The sequence below is a fragment of the Klebsiella sp. Q2 genome (assembly GCF_009900705.1).
Taxonomy (GTDB): domain Bacteria; phylum Pseudomonadota; class Gammaproteobacteria; order Enterobacterales; family Enterobacteriaceae; genus Klebsiella; species Klebsiella quasipneumoniae.
Window position 1 is genome coordinate 296,207 of sequence record NZ_JAAABE010000002.1, and the last position, 20,857, is coordinate 317,063.

Consider the following 20,857-nt stretch of genomic DNA (forward strand, 5'->3'; position numbering starts at 1 on the left):
CCCGGCGTAAAGAGGAGAGGGATAATGAAAACAGGCGCACGCCTTCCCCGGGGTTTACGCTGGCTGGGCCTGATGGCCCTCGGCGGTGTCTCGCTGGCCGTTCAGGCCGAGGAGAAAATCGTTCTGCTGACCTCCTGGTACGCTCAGGCGGAGCAGGGGGGGTATTATCAGGCTCAGGCCACTGGGCTGTATAAAAAATATGGTCTCGACGTCGAGATCCGCTCCGGTGGCCCCCAGGTCAACGGCATGCAGTTGCTGTTGTCGAAGCGGGCCGATGTGATCATCGGTTACGATCTGCAGCTACTGGAAGGCATTCAGCGCGGCTTCCAGGCGAAAGCCATTGCCGCGCCCTTTCAGTACGATCCCCAGGGGCTGCTGACCCATGCCGATGTCACCTCCCTGCAGGGGCTGAAAGATAAAACCATTCTGGTCTCCAGCTCCGGTCAGGCGACATGGTGGCCGTGGCTGAAGGCGCAATACCAGCTGAGCGACGCTCAGGTTCGCCCCTATACCTTCAATATTCAACCCTTTGTCGTCGACGACGCTGTCGCCCAGCAGGCCTATGTCAGCTCCGAGGTGTTCCAGGTGCAGAAGGCCGGGGTGAAGGCGAACTTCTTCCTCTTTTCTGAGCATGGTTACCCTCCCTATGGCGGCATTCTTATCGCCCGCCCGGCCACCATCGCCGAGCGTAAAGCGGCGATGGCGAAGTTTGTCCGCGCCTCAATGGAGGGCTGGGTGAGCTATCTCAAGGATCCGGCGCCGGGCAATGCGCTGATTAAGCAGGACAATCCGAAAATGACCGACGATCTGCTCGCCTGGGGCGTGACCCAGATCCGTGAGCATCATCTGATCGACGGCGGTGATGCCGTCAGCCAGGGCTGGGGGACGATGACCGACGCGCGCTGGCAGAAGACCCGCGATTTTATGGTCAGCGCCGGTCTGCTGGCGGCGGCCACCGACTGGAAACAGGCCTACACCACCGAATTTGTTCAGGCCATGCAGGTTAAACCCTGAGGAGCGACGCCATGTCATTAATGATTAAAAATGCCCATGCCATCCTCAGCGGTCTGCCCGGAGAGGCGGCGCGGCTGGCCGGGCCAGATATTCGCATCCGCGACGGCAAGATTGCGGCCATCGGCAGCCTGACGCCGCTGCCGGAAGAGCGACAGATCGATGCCCGCGACTGTGTGATCTATCCGGCATGGGTGAACACGCACCACCATCTTTTTCAGTCGCTGCTGAAGGGCGAGCCGCAGGGGCTGAACCAGAGCCTGACGGCCTGGCTGAGCGCCACGCCGTACCGCTTTCGCGCGGCTTTCGATGAGCATACTTTTCGTCTGGCGGTGCGCATTGGCCTGGTGGAGCTTCTGCGCTCGGGCTGCGCCAGCGTGGCGGATCACAACTACCTGTACTGGCCAGATATGCCTTTCGATACCTCGGAGATTGTCTTCAGCGAAGGGGAAGCGCTGGGGATGCGCATCGTTCTGTGCCGGGGTGGGGCGACCCAGGGGCGGGCGGTGGAACAGGATCTGCCGGTGGCGCTGCGTCCGGAAACCTTCGACGGCTATATGGCGGATATCGAACGGCTGGTCAGCCGCTATCACGACCCCCGGCCCGATTCTCTGCGCCGGGTGGTGATGGCGCCCACTACCGTCCTGCACTCCGCGCCGGGCGCCCAGCTGCGGGAGATGGCGAAGCTGGCCCGCCAGCTGGGGATCCGGCTGCACAGCCATTTATCGGAAACCGTCGATTATCTTGACGCCGCGCGGCAGAAATTCGCTATGACGCCGGTGCAGTTCTGCGCGGAGCATGACTGGCTGGGAAATGACGTGTGGTTTGCCCATCTGGTGAAGCTGCTGCCGGAGGAGATTGCCCTGCTGGGCCGCACCGGAACCGGCATCGCCCATTGCCCGCAAAGCAACGGTCGGCTGGGCAGCGGCATCGCCGATCTGCTGGCGCTGGAGCAGGCCGGGGTCCCGGTCTCGCTGGGGGTGGATGGCGCTGCCTCCAATGAGGCGGCGGATATGCAAAGCGAAGCCCACGCCGCATGGCTGCTGCAGCGCGCGCGCAAGGGGATGCTGGCGCAGCCGCGCTACGCCGGAGGCACCTTCGAGGGCGGGGCCGATGCGGCCACGGTGGAGGATGTGGTGCGCTGGGGCAGCGCCGGCGGGGCGCAGATCCTCGGCTTAGCGCAGAGCGGCACTCTGCAGGTCGGCATGCAGGCGGACCTCGCCATTTACCGGCTGGACGATCCGCGCTACTTCGGCCTGCACGACATGGCCATTGGGCCGGTGGCCTGCGGCGGGCGCGCCGCGCTGAAGGCGCTGCTGCTGAATGGCCGGCCCATCGTGGAAGATGACGCCATTCCCGGTCTCGACCTTGACGCGATGCGCCACGACGCGCTGGCGGCCGTCCGTACCCTCCAACAGCGCGTCGCTGTTTAACTGATAACAGGATAATGAAGATGAACGCAACTACTCAGAATCAACGCTACGCCTTACAGGAACTGGAAAAAGAGGCGTTGATGGGCGCCGAGGGTGAAGAGACCTTCGCCCGCGAAGTGCGCTGTATCGACCTGTCGAACTTTGCCGAAAGAAAACATGATATTGCCGAACAACTGTGGGAGGCGGCAGTGGAGATCGGCTTCTTCCAGGTCAGCCACCATGGTATTCCGCTGGCGGAGATCCGCCAGGCGTTCAGCACGACCGAGGCGTTTTTCAACCTGCCCGACGAGGTGAAGCGCCAGTATCCGCTGGCCGGCAACGCCGGCTGGGAGAGCAAGGCGCAGGTTCGGCCGTCGACCCGCACGCCGGATCAAAAAGAGTCCTATCAGATAACCCGTCCGCTGATGGATAGGCGCTGGCCCAGCGATCGGGAGCTGCCAGGCTTCCGACAGACGATGCTCGGGTTTGAATCGCAGTGCTGGCAGCTGGGGATGAAGATCCTCTCCTGCTTTGCGTTAAAGCTCGGTTTTCCGGAATCGTTTTTCACCACCGCGCACGATCCGCAGCGTGACACCTATCAGAGCACCTTGCGCATGCTGCACTACTATGCAACCGAGCAGTCGCAGCAGGGAATGTGGCGGGCCGGCGCGCATACCGATTTTGACTGTCTGACGCTGCTGTTCCAGCGCCCCGGTCAGGGTGGCCTGCAGGTTTGTCCCGGTAAAGACCGCGAAAGCCAACAGTGGACCAGCATTGAGCCGCGCGAGGAGGTGATCACCTGTAATATCGGCGATATGCTGATGCGCTGGAGCGACGACCAGCTGCCGTCTAACTTCCACCGGGTGAGAAACCCGCTGCCCCACGAATATCAGGGGCCGCGCTACAGCCTGGCGTTTTTCTGCCAGGCCAATAAAGATGTCGAGATCCTCGGGCCGCAGAGAAAGTACCCGCCCATCAGCGCCGAGGATTATCTGCAGCAGCGGATCCAGGCCAATTTTGCCAAAGGGTAAGATGCGCTCTTGAATGGTATACCTGCCGCCGGCTTTCGCTGGCCGCGCGGCAGGACATCCGGCGCTGAGCTTTTCAGGGGGTAGGGCTTGCCGATACGGGCGACAAGGGTATCTCTGCCGCAGCTATAAAATCAATAAAACAGCGTATTCTTGGTGACAGGTAGCGGCTGGCGGGCCACAGGACCGAGAAATGCCCATCCTTGACGCAACAGCCGGGCAACACCTCCTGCAGTTGTCCCTCGTTGATGGCCTCGCGCACGACAAAATCAGGCACATAAGCGATGCCCATCCCCGCCGCGCTTAAGCGAATGGCGGCCTCAATGTTATTGACTGTCATAATGGCAGCGGCCCTGAAATCTCCCGTCAGCCGCATATCGCGCAGTTCCCAGGGCTGGATCAGCCCTGTCGCGGGGAAGCGAAAAAAAATACACTTGTGCGCCGCTAATTCCGCTGGCGAGCCGGGAACGCCGTATTCCGCCAGATAGGCCGGACTGGCGCAGAGCACAAAACGAAAGCCCCCCAGCTTTCTGGCGATCAAGCGGGAGTCCGCTAGTTCGCCGCTGCGGATAGCGACATCAAATCCTTCATCGATCAGATTGACCAGCCGGTCACTAAAATCGAGATCCAGTTCAACCTGCGGATAAAGACGGCTAAAGGCGGTGAGGGCAGGGAGCAACAGGCGGTAGCCGATGACAGGCAGTGAAATCCTCAGTTTACCGGTGGGCTGTGAAAGACTGCTGGTCAGCTCAGACTCGGCCTCCTGGATCTGCTCCAGGATACTCTGGCAGCGGGTCAGAAACGCGGCCCCCTCCGCCGTCAGGCTGACGTTTCTGGTGCTGCGGTTGAACAGCCGGACCCCCAGCTTATGCTCAAGCCGGGCGACATTCTTACCCACCGCCGAGGCAGATATCCCCAGCAGCCTGGCGGCCTGAACAAAGCTTAGCGTTTCGGCGGTGCGGACAAAGGACGTCAGCGAAGTGAGGCTGTCCATCGATTATAAACCTTTTGTCTCTTAAGAAGATATTTTCAGTCTATTTATCGGCAAGAACATCCGCAATAGGATGGCGATAGTTTATTCATTCCTTGCCGACTGATGAGGGCCGCCCGATGTTACTCACCGCCAGAACACCTTCCCGATACGCCAGCGCCCTGGCCGCGCTTTCTGTCTTTATGGCGGCCTTGCTGCTGCCGTTAAGTTTTACCGGCGGCGTCATGACCACCCCGGCGATACAGCAGTCGCTGGGCGGCTCTCCCGCTGCGCTGTCGTGGCTGACCAATGGCTTTATGCTGACTTTCGGCAGCTTTTTGCTGGCCGCAGGGGTGACGGCGGATGCCATCGACAGAAAACGTATTTTTATCGCCGGCGCCGCGCTGTTTTGCCTGAGCAGCCTGCTGTTTTGTCTGACGCACAATCTCTTCCTGTCAGGCGTGCTGAGGGCGCTGCAAGGTCTGGCCGCGGCGATGATTTTAGCCAGCGGCAGTGCGGCGCTGGCCCAGCTGTATGACGGCGCTCAGCGGACGCGGGCATTCAGCATCCTGGGCACAGTGTTCGGCGCCGGCCTGGCGTTCGGCCCGCTGCTGATCGGCTTCATGACCGACGCGGTGGGTTGGCGCGGGGTATACGCCCTGTTTGCGCTGCTCTCGGCGATGGTTCTGCTTATCGGTCTGGCGTATCTGCCGGCGGCAGAACAAAGCCAGCCGCGGACACCTGACAACCTCGGCTTAACCCTGTTTACGCTGGCCCTGATGCTGTTTACTGCATCGCTTATGGTCATTCCGGCCCGCGGCTTTTTATCGCTGACCACGCTGGCCTTGTTCATCGCGTCGGCGGGACTGTTCGTGGCGTTTGCCGTGCGCTGCCAGAGGGTGAGCAACCCGGTGCTGGAACTCTCCCTGCTGCGCCATCCGCGTTTTGTCGGCGTACTGTTGCTGCCTGTCGCCACCTGCTGTTGCTACGTGGTCCTGCTGATTGTTGTTCCACTGCATTTTATGGGCGGAGAGGGGATGAGTGAGTCGCAGAGCGCGCTGTATCTGATGGCGCTGACCGCGCCGATGCTGATTTTCCCATCCGTTGCGGCCCTGCTCACCCGCTGGTTTTCACCGGGGCGGGTATCCACGGGAGGGCTGATGATGGCCTCCGTCGGGTTGCTGTTGCTGGGCGATGCTTTTCACAGTAACCATCTTTCGCAATTGGTGCTGGCGCTGATCCTCTGTGGGGCGGGGGCGGCGCTTCCCTGGGGGCTGATGGACGGCCTGGCGATATCCGCTGTGCCGGTGGCGAAAGCCGGTATGGCGGCAGGCCTGTTCAACACCGTTCGCGTTGCCGGCGAGGGGATCGCCCTGGCGATAGTCTCCGCGGTATTAACGGCAAGCAATACCCTGACCCTGCAGAGTCGCGTTCACGGGTATGCCCCCGAGGTGATTCACCGCGCCGCAGGCTGGCTGGGAGCCGGCAATATGCCGCAGGCGGCTGCGCTTTTGCCTGACTTTTCCCTCCGGGCGCTGCGCGAGAGCTATGACTCTGCTTATACGCTGCTGTTTAGTGGGCTGGCGGTCGTCACCCTGCTGTGCGCCCTGATGGTCTGGCGGACGCTATGCCGGAAGGGGAGCGCTATCCAAACCCGCAACAGCGGATCCTGAGCCCCCTTGATAGCGCATTGGCGTCACGCTCCCGGCAACCGCCTTTCCCGGTCTGCTTAGCGAACCGGGACTGTCATTGTTTCGCTGGCGGAACTATGCTGATCAGGGCGGCCACATGCGCCGCTCCGGCAGCGGAAACAGTGACTCACAGGTGGCGGTATGGCGATTGATCCGGAACTGATTTACATCGAGATCCTGGAAACGGTGCTGATGGCCACCCTGGATCCCGATTTGTGGAAATCGGCATTGCAGAAACTGGCGTTCCTCACCGGCCATCAGTACGCGGCATTTCTGTTCTACGATAAAGGCAATGCGCATCTGTTGACCGATTCATTCCTGCTGGAGGAGAAGGTCTTCACTGCCTATCGCGACGTGTTTCTGGCCATCGATCCCGCCGAAAAAATATTGACCGCGTTACCGGTCGGGCAAATGTACCGAGACCGCGAGTATTTAGGCGATAAATTTATTGCCGGCAGCGTCTATTACAATGAGTTTCATCACCCCAACGATCTGAATAATCTTACCAGCGTCAAGCTATGCACCCTCAATGGCTATGCCACCTATCTGTCACTGATGACGGCCAATACGGCGGCTTATCCGCAGCCGGCGCAGTTTGAACTGTTCAGGCGCTTGATCCCGGCGTTAAAAACCGCCTGCCAGCTTCACGCCCGATTTGAACAGCTGCGAGACACCATAAAATACCAGAGCGCGGTGATGGACAACGGGATCTACCCGGTATGGCTGGTGGATCATGGCGGTAAAATTCTCTACGCCAGCGCGCATGCCGAACGCTACCTGCGCGCTAACACCCGCCTCTCCTGGTATAGCGGGGGCGATACGCTGTGCCTCAATACCGACAGCAAAAAACTGAAACGGGCTATCGAGCAGGCCACCCGGACGGCAGAGCCGCCGAGGGCAGGGGTGTGCTATACCGCCGGGCGTGAGCCGAAACCGATCCTCGTGATCCCTGCGGCCCGCCTTGCCGGGGTCGCCTGCGTGATTATTCCCGAGCCGTTTCTCACCGGCAGCGCCTTGATGGAACTGTTTAACGTCAAGCCTGCCGAAAATGCGGTGGCGGAGCTGCTGGTGCGGGGCATGACGCCGGATGAATGCGCCTTACATCTGGGCGTATCTATCGCCACGATCAGAACTCACCTTAGCGCCCTGTACCGGAAAACCCACACCCGTAATCAGGCAGAACTACTGCTGATCATTCGTGCGATTCACGGCTGATTTATTTCATCCACTCATTCATATGGATGAGTGGATCTGTTATTACCGCCATTATAATCCTCCTAAAACGAATGAAGGATTTAATCGCTCTCTGAGCGGTCAGTCCGTATATCTAATTCCTGCTGGATGGGAGTGGTTAATATGTTTTTCTTCCGTGTGATAGCCATCGCAATTTTATTCCCTGCTTTAATATCCTGCACAACGCAAAAAGCCCTAAATGAAACCGGGAAGGAGATTGATAAAGGCCATTATGGTGTCGCGACATGGTATGTCGCAACCTTACCCGTTGTCATGCTTTATGACGTATTTACTCTCGGCGGTACCAGCGACCCGCAAACGGGATATAATACGGTCGCCAGCGTCGCGAATAAGCAACCGGTGACTCAGTCAGCCCACAGTTCATCAGGTACGCGGCCTCAATCTACAATTCAAACCGCTGCTGGCGGTTCAGTCGCGACTGTCACAACGCCTCAAAACGTCGCCCTGAGAACGGCGTCTTCGCAAGGGCCGTCATCGGTTTCTTCGTCAGTCAAATCCTATCCTCCGGCTGATAATTGCCTTACCCGTGATTCGACGTCGAATTCACTGGCAGACTTCTGGATTAACCACTGTGGCTTTGCCGTTACCGTGATGTGGTTTGATGCGAATGATTGCCGTACGGGGTGTATGGATGGCGTGGGGGCGAATTCACGCCAATCAATAACAAAAGGAAGGGCGGGAAGCGCTTATACTTCCGTGGCTTGTCCAAAACCTTCTACACCAAAAGGACCCGATGGCATTCATCAGTGGGCCAACGAAGGGCATCATCAATGTACTTCCTGAGTCGTGGATAGCCAGGCCAGAGATATTCTGGCCTGGCTATCCAATCGAGCTTTTCGTCTCTATCGAATGGTCGACGACGTTAGCCGGAACCGAGCCAGCAAACATCGCGCGTAATCAGTTAGCAGAACGTCGCGCCGTCTGGATCGTCATCAGCGCGGCCACGATCAGCATCCCGGCGCTCAGGCAAAAGGTGCTCTCATAGCCCAGATGGTCGAATATAATACCGCCGACCGTTGCACCAAGGGCAATAGAAAACTGCACTGTGGCGACCATCAGTCCCCCGCCTGATTCGGTATCCGCTTTGCTGGCATGGGCGACCCAACTCCACCACCCCACCGGCGCTGCGGTGGAGAGTACGCCCCACAGGGCCAGCAGAATCGACACCGCAACAAGGTTTGTCGCCAGCGGGATCAGTAATAACGCAATCAGGGCCATCAGTAGCGGAATAATGATTAACGTTTTATAGAGCTGCTTTTTAATCACCAGTCCAATAGCCGTAGTCCCCGCGAGTCCGGAAATACCGATCGCTAATAATAGTAGCGAGATGGTCCTGGCATCGACCTGAGCCATCAGTTCGAGGTACGGGCGAATATAGGTGAATAAGGTAAATTGCCCCATAAAAAAAATACCGGCCGCGCCCATGCCAATCGCCACCGAACGATCGCCCAGTAGTCTGCGCAGACCGGAACCGCTAGCGGCCTGGTGCGCTCCCGCTTTCATTGAGGGAAGGCTTATCCATTGCCAGATAAAGGTTACCACGGCGATGGGCACCAGGCTCAGAAAGGCGCCACGCCAGCTGGTGACTGACGACAGATAGCTACCCAGCGGTGCGGCCACCACGGTGGCAAGCGCATTGCCGCCATTAAAAACGGCCAGAGCGCGCGGAACCTGACTAATATGGACCAGCCTGACCGCCGTGGCGACAGACATTGACCAGAAGCCGCCAATGACTACACCAATCAATGCGCGCCCTAGCATATAAATGCTGAAATTCGGCGCCATCGCTACAATTAAAGCCGAAATTCCCATCAACGCGGTCAGGAGTAACAGCAAATATTTGCGGTTCATTTTACCTACCAATCTGCGAATACACAGGCTGGTTAAAACAGCACATATTCCTGAGATCGTCATTCCCTGACCCGCGGTACCTTCGGTGATCTCCAAATCCATAGCGATGGGGGAGAGCAGACTCACCGGCATAAATTCTGAAGCAATTAGCGTAAATACGCAGAGCGTGATGGAAAATACCCCCCTCCAGTTGGAGGAGTGATTTTTATCATCATCATAAGCTGAATGTTTTCTGAGATCCATAATAGGGTTTATTACACCTTAACGTTTACGGCAGGCGTCACTCTGTATTGGTTGATCGCGAATGAAAGGGACCTTCCCGAAGCCCATTCGTATTCGCCATTAAAGCGCATTATGCAAAATAACTTCGACAACATCAGGCGAATAGGTTTCGGCGATACCAAAGGCCCGGATATGCGATTTAACATTGTCGATAATTGAAGGTAATGCCTCGGCAGAAATATTCACCTCGGAAAGTCTCACCGGCGTGCCGATTTTCGTAAACCAGGATTCCAGTGCAGCAATACCTTCTTCCGCACTTTCCACGTTAAAAACTACCCGGGCGAAGCGGTTAAACTGGGCTTTATTTTGGGACTGGTACCATTTCATCCATGCAGGCATCACCACCGACATCCCGGCGCCATGAGGCACGTCGAACAGGGCAGACAACGAGTGCTCAATCGCATGGTTAGGATAACTATAATCTGCGGCGCCGGAGAAGGTTATCCCATTTTGCGCCAGCGTCGAAGCCCAGGCAAATTCGCCGCGTGCCGCAATATTTTGCGGATCGTTAATCAGTATATCCGTCGTTTCGATGACGGTTTTAATCAATGATTCAATTAGTCTGGACTGCAGCCTGGGCAGTACGGTGGCCGTAAAGTACACCTCGATCAAATGCGAAATAATGTCCGCTGCCGAGTAGACCAGGTATTCCCTCGGAACACCCGTCATCAACGCCGGGTTCAATACCGTCACCCGTGGACGAGTGGCATCGTTACCAATGGATAATTTTTCTTTTGTTTCTTCGTTAACCACCACGGCATACGGATTCATTTCGCTACCGGTGGCCGCGAGGGTCAGAATGGCATATATCGGCAGGGCGGAGATTAATTCCCCGTCGCCAGTGAACAATTCCCAGGCGTCGCCTGGATAGTCGACTCCCGCAGCAATCGCTTTCGCGCTGTCAAGAACCGAGCCGCCACCGATGCTGATAATCGCCTGTACCTTTTCCTTACGCGCCATCTCAACGGCGCTTCTGACCGATGAAATGACCGGGTTGCTGATAATACCGCCAAATTCACACCAGCTTATTCCCTGGGATACGAGACGGCGCGTGACCTTCTCGAACAGACCCTCATTTTTGATTCGCTGGCTGCCATAGCAAATCAGCACATGATGAATACCGTCTTTGGCGATATGGTCAGCAAGGGTATCTTCTTTATCGATGCCGAATTCAATACGTGTTGGATTATAAAAATTAAAATTATGCATATTCGCTCCTGTGTGCCGGCTTAATTCCGACACAGGTATTAAAATGGTTATCAATAAAAAGTTATTTCAGAGTGGCTTTAAAGAAATGGTCCAGTTTATCAAAGGGAATTCTTCCACTCTGGTTGTCATATAAGTCCACGTGGTTAGCGCCCGGAACAATGACCAGTTCTTTAGGCTGAGCCGCTTGCTGGTAGGCGGTTTCCGCAAAGTAACGCGAATGCGCTTTCTCACCGGTAATAATCAGTACCGGTCGTGGCGAGATTTCCTTAATATGATCCAGTTGCGCGAAATTCATAAACGGCATTGGGGTTGTCACTGACCATGACCCGGCGGAGTTAACCGACCGCGGGTTATACCCACGCCTGGTGCGATAATAATCGAAGAATTCTCGAGTAATGGGATCGGCATCCGCTTGCAGCGTTGCTGGCAGGATAGTTTTATCCCGGACCACGTTACCCGCTTTATCAAAGCTGACATTGTGGCTCTCATAAGCAGGCACGCCATTCTCGGCGTCTTTCCAGCGCTGCAGGCTCATGTTTTCCAGCACTTTGCTACGCTGTTCCGGGGTATAGCTGTCCTGGAAGCCTTTACCCCACAGGCGCGACATATCATACATCACCGAGGTGGCGACAGCCTTGATACGTTTATCCATTGCCGCCGCGCTAAGGTTCAGCCCGCCGTAGCCGCAGACGCCCAACAGGCCAATGCGTTGACGGTCAACGATATCCAGCAGACCCAGATAGTCGACGGCCGCCATGATATCTTCCGTGTTGATATCGGGTGAGGCGATATTACGCGGTTCGCCGCTGCTCTCGCCGGTATAGGAAGGATCAAAAGCCAGAGTAACAAAACCACGCCGGGCCATTTCCTGAGCATAGAGACCGGATGACTGCTCCTTTACGGCACCGAATGCCCCACTGACCGCCAGGGCAGGAAGCTTACCGGCCGGGTGATTTTTCGGCACATAGACATCGGCGACAAGGGTAATACCGTAGCGGTTTTTAAAGGTGACTTTTTGATGGTCGACGGCGCTGCTCAGCGGAAAGGTTTTATCCCAGATCTGAATGAGCTTAACATCCGTGTCGCCTTTCATAGGCAGCGCCAGGTCTGCGATGGCGGCATTGGAACCAAACAGCATCGCCATCCCAACGATCATTCCCGTGCGCAGCGTTCGATGAGAAAAAGTAGCCATAAATACTCCTGAATGGTGTAAAGGACAGGCCAGGATGTCCCGTTCGGTGTGAGTGTTGATGGCGCTTATAGTAGAGAACCAAAACCGTTCTGATTAGCAGGCAAAACCGCACTTCATTAATGTGTCCATGTTATAAATAGAATCCTTGAGACCGACCAGACGCAGGAGGCAGGGTGGATATTTTTCGTCGTGAGGATTTGCATCATCTCTATCTTTTTTATCATGTGGCTAAAGAGGGGGGATTTACCCGTGCCGCGGCCAGGCTGGGGCTTGCCCAGTCGAGTATCAGCCGCAGCATCAGCATGCTGGAGAAAAGTATTAATCTGCAGTTACTGGTGAGAAGTACCCGCAAGGTCGCGCTCACCTCAGCCGGGGAAAAACTACTGCGTTCGCTCGATCAGGGGTTCGGTCAACTGGAAAATGGCTGGATGCTGCTGAATCAGCTTCGGGAGAAACCTGCAGGAACCGTGCGCATTAACGGCAGCAGGCAGGCCATCGAGCAAGTGTTGCTACCGCGACTGCAGTCGTTACGGGATGCATACCCAGATATCGCGCTGGAGCTTATTGAAAATAATACCTTTGTTGACATTGTGAAGGAGCGATATGATGCCGGGGTTCGCTACGGCAGCATGGTCAACGAGGATATGGTTTCCGTGCGTATTGGCCCCGATGTGCCGATGCGGGTTGTCGGTAGCCCCAATTTTCTTCGCCAGCATGGGATCCCCGCACATCCCCGCGAACTCGATAAGTATCCCTGTATTGGCTACCGCATGTCCGACGGTTCACCATGGGGATGGGAGATGCATGATGGCGATCGGTTATATCGACATAACCCCGCCGGAGGATGGGTGTTCAGCGATGCCGGCACAGTCATTAAAGCCGCGACGCTGGGAGTGGGGCTGGCCTATGAAGCGGCGGATCTGATGCAGGACGAACTGGCAAGCGGTCGGCTGATACCGGTTCTGGAGAATTACAGTCACACCTTTCCTGGGTTTCATATCTATTATCCGCACCGGAACGTGTCCAGTGCGCTGCGAGTGATTATCGACATTCTGAGGGACTATCCCGGAGCGGACAGCCGCGCTATCAGAACGGGCTGATCCCTTGCGGACCCGTCGCGAACCGTGGTGCCGGCAGGGCATGGCTCCCGCCGCTGGTTTTTCAGGATATCAGCGGTAGCCAACTGCCTGACGATCAGCGTCAGCTAATAGCACGCCTCTCCGGGTAAAGGTAGTCCTGGCGGGGCAGGGTGAGAAGGAGATGCTCGCCGCCGGGAAGCGGTTTACCTGTTCCGCGCATCACTTTTAATGACCTCAATCATTAGCAGGGAGTGAAGGATGAAGTTAAAGATTACTATCAATGATAACGTGCTCACCGCGACCCTGAACGGTAGTCAGGCCAGCCGCGAATTCGCTGGATTGTTACCTTTAACGTTGCAGCTCAGCGACTATGCAGGAGAGGAAAAGATAGGCGATTTACCCGCCCGGCTGTCGACGGCGGATTCGCCTGTAGGGTCAGCAGCCAGCAAGGGCGATATCATGGTCTTTTTACCCTGGGGCAATCTGGCCATTTTTTATCAGGCTCATGGTTACGTTGACGGGCTCATCCCTCTTGGGAGGCTGGATGAACCTGACGCATTACCTCTGCAGCCTTCATCATACCCGGCACGATTCGAATTAGCCGCTGCAGCATCGCTCGGGAGCGATTAGCAAGCCGTTACGGCGACGGACAGAACGGCATCATTCGCCACGAGGACGTTCCCCGAGGGGAACGTCACGGGATAAGTTTCAGGAATGATGGTCGCGCAGGAAAACGGTCAGCACATCTTTCGGCGGCACGCCGCCGCATTCGCCAATCATCCAGCCTACCGCGCCGCGGTGATAGGCGCCGTGAAAGAGCATGTGGTTCAACATCTCCATCGCGGTCATATTGCCGTCGCCGCCGTCGACAAATTTGAAGGCGATACGTTCGTGGAAATCAGCGGGGGTCATGGCGCTGACGTACTGAATGTATTCGTCCGTACAGGCGGTCATTGCCGTTTCCAGCGCATCAATGGTTGGCGTCTCGGGGGTATTCAGCGCGGTGTAACCGTGCGTCCTGCCGCGCAGATTCGCCCGGAAAATCATGTCAACGACATGGATATGGTTCATCAGCCTGAGGGTCAGGTGGCGTTTTTCGCCATGTACTGTTCCGTCTATCGTGCGGATCGCCTGCAAGGTGGCAAGGTCAATCCAGCGCTTGTACTTCAACAGCGTCACTACAGTGTCTTTGTCCATAGTCGGTCCCGGGTTGGTTGAGCCATTATCTTAGCGATGATGCCAGTGAGTTGTCACTCTCGAGCGCCAGGCACAAAAAAGCCTCGCCGGGGCGAGGCTTTTCAATAAGCAGGTGAGTTAGTCAAACACACCGTTAATCACGGCGGTGACAATGGCGGTGCTCAGCGCTACCAGCACCAGGTCATCGCCGACCGCCCGCCATTCATAGCCCGGATAATAGGGCAGGTCGTTAATCATAGAAGCTGGCAGAGTCTTTTTCGCGATACCCGGAGGGAGCGGTTTGCCGCGGGCAACATTTTTGGCGATACCCGGAGGCAGCGCCTGATAGCCGACCAGACCGTAGTTCACGGCCAGGGAGCGCGCCCGTGAGAAGCTAATATCGCTGTCGACGTGGTCGGGCTTGCCGTAGTTTTTGCGGTTGCCATGATCGGCGGTGGATTGACCTTTATTTTGTCCTTTATTACCATGGTCGCCGCTGTTACCGCTGTTACCGCTGTTACCATGATTGCCGCTATTGCCATGGTTACCACTGTTCCCGTGATTACCGCCGCCATTGCCATTGCCATTACCGTTACCCGGGTTGGCATAGGCCGGTGCCGCCATGACGGCGAGAGAAATAACCGCCGCCAGTGCTGTTTTAATAGTGCGACGCTTAAGCATGATCTTGCTTCCTTAATGTGGAGTACACGCTTAAAAAATAAGATAACGCTATGCCTCAGGCAATCTCATAGAGTCTTATTTTTTTCCGGGATTTCACGGGAAGGTCATTAAGGAATAGCGGGACGCGGGCGAGCAATTCCATTGCTGCGTTTTGACAGACGGGCGACCGCGCCCCGCTAAATTTGTCGCCGGCAGGATCGCTCCCGGGCGTGTCGCAAAAAAATGCCCGAAGCCATCGGGCAAAAATGAACAAAAATATTACGCTTCATTCATAACGCGTCTCACAAGACGGAGCGGATAGTAAATCCTGGCGCCGCTGCGCACAATCGACCGGTTGTTTAGAAATAAATAACCCCCGTCGGCCGCGCTCAGGACGCGACCCAATGGCAGGCCACTCGATGACCAGGGGCCACCTCGCGCAGCGCCGGAGCTTCTCTGCGGCACCGATCGCCGGCCTGCGGGCAGCGAGATGAAAAGCGGCAGCCGGCGGGAGGATTGGTCGGATCCGGGATCTCGCCTTGCACCAGCGCCTGCGGTTCGCTGTGCGGGTCGAGGGTCGGCACCGCGGCTAGCAGAGCGCGGGTGTAGGGATGGAGGGGGCGGCTGAACAGCGCATCGCGGCTGGCGCTTTCCACCAGTTGCCCGAGATACATCACCGCCACATCGTCACATAAATGCTCCACCACCCCGAGGTCGTGGGAGATAAACAGAAACGTGACGCCGCGGTCGTCGCGCAGGTCGGAAAACAAATTGATGATCTGCGCCTGAATCGACACATCGAGGGCCGAGATGGGCTCATCGGCGACGATAAAATCCGGGTTGAGGATCAGCGCCCGGGCAATACCGATCCGCTGGCGCTGGCCGCCGGAAAACTGATGCGGGAAGCGGGCGTAGTGTTCCGGCGCCAGGCCGCAGATCTTCATCACGTCGATCACCCGGTCATAGAGCTCATCGCGGGTGCAGAGCTTGTGCTGCAGCATGGCTTCGCCTATCGCCTCGCCAATACGCAGCCGCGGGTTCAGCGAGCTGTAGGGATCCTGAAATACCAGCTGCATCCTCGGCCGAATGGCGCGCAGGGCGGGCCCGGTCAGGTCGGCCAGCTCCTGACCGTGAAATTTCACGCTGCCGGCGCTCTTCTCGTACAGGCCAAGCAGGGTTCGGCCGACGGTGGTTTTGCCGCTGCCGGACTCGCCCACCAGGCCAAAAATAGTGCCCGGACGGATGTTAAAGCTGACGCCGTCCACCGCGCGAAGCTCGCCGGTCTGCTGGCCAAAGAGGCCGTCGCGCAGCGGAAAATACTTCTTCAATCCATCCACTTCAATAACATAGCGATCGCTCATGCTGTCGCCTCCGCAAATTCGCTATAAAAGCAGGCGGCCCGCTGGCGCTCGCCGAGCAGCGGCGGAATCGCCTCCCGGCAGCGCGGCGTCGCCCGTTCGCAGCGCCCGGCAAAAGCGCAGCCCGCCGGCAGGGCGGCCAGATCCGGTACCTGACCGGGAATCGAGTACAGTCGCCGACGCCGCTCGCCCGGCACCGGGCGGGAGGCGATGAGCCCACGCGTATAAGGGTGCTGCGGATGGCGTAGCACCTCCGCCGTGGCGCCCTGTTCCACGATCCTTCCGGCATACATCACCACCACCTGTTCGGCCATCTGCGCGATCACCCCCAGGTCGTGGGTAATCAGCATCATCGCCATCTGGCTGGCCCGCGCCCGGTCCCGCAGCAGGCGCAGGATTTGCGCCTGCACGGTGACGTCCAGCGCGGTGGTCGGTTCGTCGGCAATCAGCAGTTTGGGCTGACAGCTCAGTGCCATGGCGATCATCACCCGCTGCAGCATGCCGCCGGATAGCTGGTGGGGGTAGCTGGCCATCAGGCTGTCGCCGCGCGCCAGGCCGACCTCGCTTAGCAGCCGGGTAGCCAGCTGCCAGGCGGCTTTCGGCGTGGCGCCGAGGTGGCGGATCGCTGGTTCGCACAGCTGTTCGCCGATGGTCAACACCGGGTTCAGGGCCGACATCGGTTCCTGAAAGATCATGGCCAGCTGGTGGCCGCGCAGGTCGGCCATCTGTCTGGGGTTCAGCCGCAGCAGATCGCGGTCCGCGAAACGAATTTCGCCGCCGTCGATGCGCGCTGCCTGCGACGGCAGGAGGCCCATCAGCGCCATGGCGGTGACGCTTTTGCCGCAGCCGGACTCGCCCACCACGCCAACGGTTTGCCCGGCCTGAATCGTGAAAGAGACGTCCTGCACCGCGCGCACGCGATGACGTTCGCCAGCGAAAGAGACGGAGAGATGATTAAAAGAGACTAACGGTAGGGTCATTTCAGCCTCGGTTTCATATTGGGATCCATGGCGTCGCGCAGGCCATCGCCCAGCACGTTAATGGCGATCACGGTGAGAAAGATGGCGATCCCAGGCGGCATCCACAGCCAGGGACGGCGCTGGAAATCGATCAGGCTATTGGCGGCATCCATCATATTGCCCCACGACGGCGTTGGCGGCACCACGCCGAGGCCGAGATAGCTCAGCGCGGATTCGCTGAGAATGGCGTTGGCGACAGCCATGGTCGCCATCACCACCAGAATCGGAATGGTATTCGGCAGCAGGTGGCCAAACAGCCGGCGACGCGCCGACAGGCCCAGTACTTGGGTGGCCAGCATAAAATCGCGTTCGCGCAGGGAGAGACATTGCCCGCGCACCAGCCGCGCCAGTCGGGGCCACTCCAGCAGGCTGAGCATTACCACCACCATATAGATGCGCGAGTCCGGGGAAAAATCGAGCTCGGAAAGCATCGCCCCGGCAACAATCAACAGCGGCAATCCAGGGATGGTCATCACCAGGTCGGCCACGCGCATGATCACTCTGTCGGTTAACCCACCGACATAACCCGAGAGGGCGCCGAGCAGATAGCCGAGGAATACCGACATCACCATGGTCAGCAGGCCGATAATCAGCGAGATGCGCCCGGCCAGCAGCAGGCGGGTGTAGACATCGCGACCAAGGAAATCGGTCCCCAGCCAGTGTTCCGCGCCGGGCGGTTGGTTGATGCTCAGGGCGTCGGTGGCATCATCTTTCCACGGCGACCAGACGGGCCCCAGCACGCACCACACCGCCATTACGGCCAGCAGGATCAGGCAGAACATGGCTAGCCGGTTACGGCGCAGCTGTCGCCATCCCTGGCGCCAGGGAGAGGGGGTAATGTGCGCCAGCACCGGGATAGCCGCCTGCCGCTGGCGGCGACGGGAAGCAAAGTAAGACAGGATCATCATGACCTCACCCGAATACGCGGATCGGCCCAGGCGTACAGCACGTCGGCGAGCAAATTACCGACTATCGTCAGCACCGCCAGAAACAGGGTAAACCCCATCAGCACCGGATAGTCGCGGGCGGCCAGCGAGTCGATATGAATGTGGCCTGCCCCCGGCCAGTTGAATACCTTTTCGGTAATGATCGCCCCGGAGAACAGCCCCGGCAGCTCAAAGCCCAGCAGGGTGATGATCGGCAGCAGGGCGTTGCGCAACGCATGTTTAAGGATCACCGTGCGCTCATGCAACCCCTTGGCGCGGGCGGTACGGATAAAATCCATTTTCACCACGTCGAGCATACTGGCGCGCACATAGCGTGTCAGGCTGCCCGCCTGCAGCATCACCAGCGCCAGCACCGGCAGCGCCAGGTGGGCAGCCACTTGCAGCACATACTGCCAGCCGCTTTCGTCGCTGCCGGTATTGGTCATCCCGCCTACCGGCAGCCAGTGGAGATCGACGGCAAACCATTTAATCAGCAACAGGCAGAGGAAAAAGGTGGGGAATGACATGGCGGCAAACACCGCAACGCTCACCAGATGATCAAACCAGGAGCCAGGTCGCAGGGCCGACACCACGCCGACCGCCAGGCCAATGCCCCAGTAAAAGACCAGCGCGACGCTGGCCAGCAGAAAAGAGTTCCAGATGTACTGATTGAGCAGTTGGCTGACCGGGATCTGATACTGCAGCGAAAAACCTAAATCGCCTCGCAGAAGCTGTCCCAGCCAGTGGAGATAGCGGGTGAACAGCGGCTGGTCGAGGCCATAGATCGCCTTCAGCTCCGCAGCGCGGGCGGCGGTCAGGGTAATATTGCCATCGATAAAGTCGCCGGGGGTTTTGGCAAACAGCATAAAAATAATGAACGAGGCCAGCAGTAGCATCGGCAGCGTTTGCAGCAGGCGCCTCAGGATGAAATTTTTCATGACGATCTCGCATCAGCCGCCGGTTAACCCGGCGGCCAGGGGATTTACTTAACGATTTTCACATCCGGCAGGCTGCCGGTCAGGCCGTTGTAGATATCCGGTTTAAAGCCGGTGACGCGGGCGCTGCTGGCGGAAAGGATGTTGCGATAGCCGAGCAGGATCACCGGCGGATCGTCGGCCAGCACTTTATACAGCTGGTGATAGATCGGCTTGCGCTTTTCGATGTCGAGCACCGCGTTGCCGGCGTTAATCAGCTTATCGACCTCCGCGTTGTGGTAGCCGGACTCTTTAGCTTCGCTGCTGTAGAAATCCCATACCCCGTCGTGCGGGTCGTTGAGAGTGCTGGTGCTGAACGAGGCGAGATCGTAATTTCCGGCTTTGCGCTGCGCCATCAGAGCGTTGAAATCCACCACCTGCGGTTTAAGCAGCACGCCGATCTGCCGCCAGTTCTCCTTGGCGATGGGGATCAACGCATCGTTGAGCACCTTCTTGCTCACCAGCAGGGTCAGCTCCAGGCGCTGGCCCTCTTTGACGCGGATACCGTCGGCGCCAGCTTTCCAGCCGGCCTCATCCAGCAGCTTTTTCGCCTGCGCCGGATCGTAATGGTAAGGATTGACGCCTTCTGCGTTAAAGGCCCAGGAGATCGGGGCGATCGGCTCGATGGCGACTTTGCCGTACCCCTGGTAGACCACGTCGATTAGCTTCTGCCGGTCCAGGCCATAAATCAGCGCCTGGCGTACCCGCTTATCCTGCAGCGCCGGACGATGAACGTTGAATTCCACCTGGCTGTAGTCGCTGGAGCCGTAAAGATTAATGTTGGCGAAGCCGAGCATCTTCAGCTGTTCGATATCGTCAGGACGCGAGGTAAAGGCGTCGTAGTCGGTCTCCCCGGTCTGGAACAACTGGAAGTTGGTCGACGGATTGGTCACGCGATAGATAAAGCGCGGCGTAGGCGGCGTCCCACGGTAAAAATGGCTATTGGCATGGAAGCGAATTTCCTGACCGGGAATATAGGTATCGTACACGTAAGGGCCGTTGCCCAGCGGCTTGCCGTGCAGTGAGCGCAGATAGTCGAGATGTCCCCGTTGATATCCTTTGCCGTACCAGGCTTTCGACAGCACTGGCCCGCCAATTTTGGCCAGCGTGGTGGCGCCTGGCTGGGTGGTGGTCACCTGAAGAGTGAGCGGGTCGATGACCTTCAGGCCGCTGACGCTGTCAGCCTTGCCGGCTTTGTATTCTGCGCCGCCAGCGATATTGGCCAGGGTGATGTCGGTATCGCCATCATATTTGGGGTCGAGCAGGACCGTCAGGGTAAAGGCGACATCTTCCGCCGTCAGCGGTGAACCATCGCTGAAGGTCAGACCAGGGCGCAATTTAATGGTATAGACTTTACTGTCCGGGCTGACCGTCCAGCTCTCCGCCAGCCCCGGGACCAGCTTGCCCTGGCTGTCCCAGTCGATCAGGCGTGAAAAAATGACGTTCGTGACGTTCTCATCCCAGCCGTTGACGAAAAAGTAGGGGTTAAAGATCCCCTGCGGCTCGGAGATCCCGGCTACCACCGTGTCTTTGCGCAGCTTGGCGCTGGCCGGGATCTGACTGGCGTCAGTGGCCGGGGTGATGCCTTCTTTCAGGAGACCCTCAGCAAAGACAGCAGAAGAAAATGCTACCACGCCGCCGAGCAGGGCCACTTTTAGCGCCAGGGCGAAGCGGGTTTTTTGGGTTTTTAATCCTTGTTGTAATCTGGACAAAAGTGCTACCTCATCAAGTGATTGCGTGGTGATTTACAATTCATGACGAAAGA

19 protein-coding genes and 1 pseudogene are annotated in these 20,857 nt (G+C 57.9%); 9 read left to right on the plus strand and 11 right to left on the minus strand.

Annotated features, from left to right (window positions below; translation table 11 throughout):
* The first annotated feature begins 24 nt into the window (after positions 1-24).
* Genes GT756_RS09115 through GT756_RS09125 form a run of 3 tightly spaced genes read left to right on the plus strand, consistent with a single transcriptional unit; the run spans position 25 to position 3,454 of the window.
* A complete protein-coding gene (locus tag GT756_RS09115; protein WP_160124718.1) occupies positions 25-1,014 on the plus strand; it encodes an ABC transporter substrate-binding protein in 990 nt (329 codons plus the stop codon).
* 11 nt (positions 1,015-1,025) lie between these two features.
* Entirely contained in the window at positions 1,026-2,444 is a 1,419-nt protein-coding gene (locus GT756_RS09120) for an amidohydrolase family protein (protein WP_064187142.1), read from the plus strand.
* A gap of 20 nt (positions 2,445-2,464) precedes the next feature.
* Positions 2,465-3,454, plus strand: a complete 990-nt coding sequence (locus GT756_RS09125) for an isopenicillin N synthase family oxygenase (RefSeq protein WP_072140470.1) — start codon at positions 2,465-2,467, stop codon at positions 3,452-3,454.
* Between the two features lie 73 nt (positions 3,455-3,527).
* Here the strand turns inward: GT756_RS09125 and GT756_RS09130 are convergent, their stop codons facing one another.
* Positions 3,528-4,445, minus strand: coding sequence for a LysR family transcriptional regulator (locus GT756_RS09130; protein ID WP_109938399.1), 918 nt, complete (start codon positions 4,443-4,445; stop codon positions 3,528-3,530).
* Positions 4,446-4,561: 116 nt separating this feature from the next.
* On the opposite strand from GT756_RS09130, the gene GT756_RS09135 reads away from it, so the two are divergent.
* The 4 genes and pseudogenes from GT756_RS09135 (at position 4,562) to GT756_RS09145 (ending at position 8,149) form a co-directional block, all read left to right on the plus strand.
* Positions 4,562-6,094, plus strand: coding sequence for an MFS transporter (locus GT756_RS09135; RefSeq protein WP_131076431.1), 1,533 nt, complete (start codon positions 4,562-4,564; stop codon positions 6,092-6,094).
* A 159-nt stretch (positions 6,095-6,253) separates the two neighbouring features.
* Positions 6,254-6,367: pseudogene (locus GT756_RS26160) on the plus strand (LuxR family transcriptional regulator); the annotation flags it as partial.
* Between the two features lie 822 nt (positions 6,368-7,189).
* Entirely contained in the window at positions 7,190-7,327 is a 138-nt protein-coding gene (locus GT756_RS26165) for a hypothetical protein (protein WP_229583961.1), read from the plus strand.
* Positions 7,328-7,459: 132 nt separating this feature from the next.
* Positions 7,460-8,149, plus strand: coding sequence for a hypothetical protein (locus tag GT756_RS09145; protein WP_129550391.1), 690 nt, complete (start codon positions 7,460-7,462; stop codon positions 8,147-8,149).
* A 114-nt stretch (positions 8,150-8,263) separates the two neighbouring features.
* Here the strand turns inward: GT756_RS09145 and GT756_RS09150 are convergent, their stop codons facing one another.
* The 3 genes from GT756_RS09150 to GT756_RS09160 form a co-directional block, all read right to left on the minus strand.
* The gene (locus GT756_RS09150) at positions 8,264-9,460 is read right to left on the minus strand and encodes an MFS transporter (RefSeq protein ID WP_109938396.1); all 1,197 of its coding nucleotides are present in this window, start codon (positions 9,458-9,460) and stop codon (positions 8,264-8,266) included.
* Positions 9,461-9,559: 99 nt separating this feature from the next.
* A complete protein-coding gene (locus GT756_RS09155; protein ID WP_049093728.1) occupies positions 9,560-10,708 on the minus strand; it encodes an iron-containing alcohol dehydrogenase in 1,149 nt (382 codons plus the stop codon).
* Between the two features lie 61 nt (positions 10,709-10,769).
* Positions 10,770-11,852, minus strand: a complete 1,083-nt coding sequence (locus GT756_RS09160; RefSeq protein ID WP_223171628.1) for an alpha/beta hydrolase — start codon at positions 11,850-11,852, stop codon at positions 10,770-10,772.
* 227 nt (positions 11,853-12,079) lie between these two features.
* On the opposite strand from GT756_RS09160, the gene GT756_RS09165 reads away from it, so the two are divergent.
* Positions 12,080-13,000, plus strand: coding sequence for a LysR family transcriptional regulator (locus GT756_RS09165; protein ID WP_049093752.1), 921 nt, complete (start codon positions 12,080-12,082; stop codon positions 12,998-13,000).
* Positions 13,001-13,237: 237 nt separating this feature from the next.
* Positions 13,238-13,609, plus strand: a complete 372-nt coding sequence (locus GT756_RS09170; RefSeq protein ID WP_017899547.1) for a cyclophilin-like fold protein — start codon at positions 13,238-13,240, stop codon at positions 13,607-13,609.
* A 78-nt stretch (positions 13,610-13,687) separates the two neighbouring features.
* Here GT756_RS09170 and GT756_RS09175 read toward each other — a convergent pair whose 3' ends face one another.
* The 7 genes from GT756_RS09175 to GT756_RS09205 all read right to left on the minus strand — a co-directional run bounded on the left by GT756_RS09175 (position 13,688) and on the right by GT756_RS09205 (position 20,804).
* The gene (locus GT756_RS09175) at positions 13,688-14,176 is read right to left on the minus strand and encodes a DinB family protein (RefSeq protein ID WP_039103707.1); all 489 of its coding nucleotides are present in this window, start codon (positions 14,174-14,176) and stop codon (positions 13,688-13,690) included.
* 117 nt (positions 14,177-14,293) lie between these two features.
* Positions 14,294-14,836 carry an anti-virulence regulator CigR family protein gene (locus GT756_RS09180; protein WP_108433493.1) on the minus strand — a complete coding sequence of 181 codons (543 nt, stop codon included), beginning with the start codon at positions 14,834-14,836 and terminating at the stop codon, positions 14,294-14,296.
* Between the two features lie 368 nt (positions 14,837-15,204).
* Complete coding sequence (locus GT756_RS09185; protein WP_039103704.1) at positions 15,205-16,176, minus strand: ABC transporter ATP-binding protein; 972 nt, start codon at positions 16,174-16,176, stop codon at positions 15,205-15,207.
* Entirely contained in the window at positions 16,173-17,153 is a 981-nt protein-coding gene (locus GT756_RS09190; RefSeq protein ID WP_023318454.1) for an ABC transporter ATP-binding protein, read from the minus strand. The genes GT756_RS09185 and GT756_RS09190 overlap by 4 nt, the downstream gene beginning before the upstream one ends.
* A complete protein-coding gene (gene opp4C / locus GT756_RS09195) occupies positions 17,150-18,100 on the minus strand; it encodes an oligopeptide ABC transporter permease (protein WP_072500751.1) in 951 nt (316 codons plus the stop codon). Before opp4C ends, GT756_RS09190 begins: the two co-directional genes overlap by 4 nt.
* Positions 18,097-19,056, minus strand: a complete 960-nt coding sequence (locus tag GT756_RS09200) for an ABC transporter permease (RefSeq protein ID WP_004202926.1) — start codon at positions 19,054-19,056, stop codon at positions 18,097-18,099. Before GT756_RS09200 ends, opp4C begins: the two co-directional genes overlap by 4 nt.
* Before the next feature lie 44 nt (positions 19,057-19,100).
* A complete protein-coding gene (locus GT756_RS09205; protein WP_004202925.1) occupies positions 19,101-20,804 on the minus strand; it encodes an ABC transporter substrate-binding protein in 1,704 nt (567 codons plus the stop codon).
* Positions 20,805-20,857: the final 53 nt, after the last annotated feature.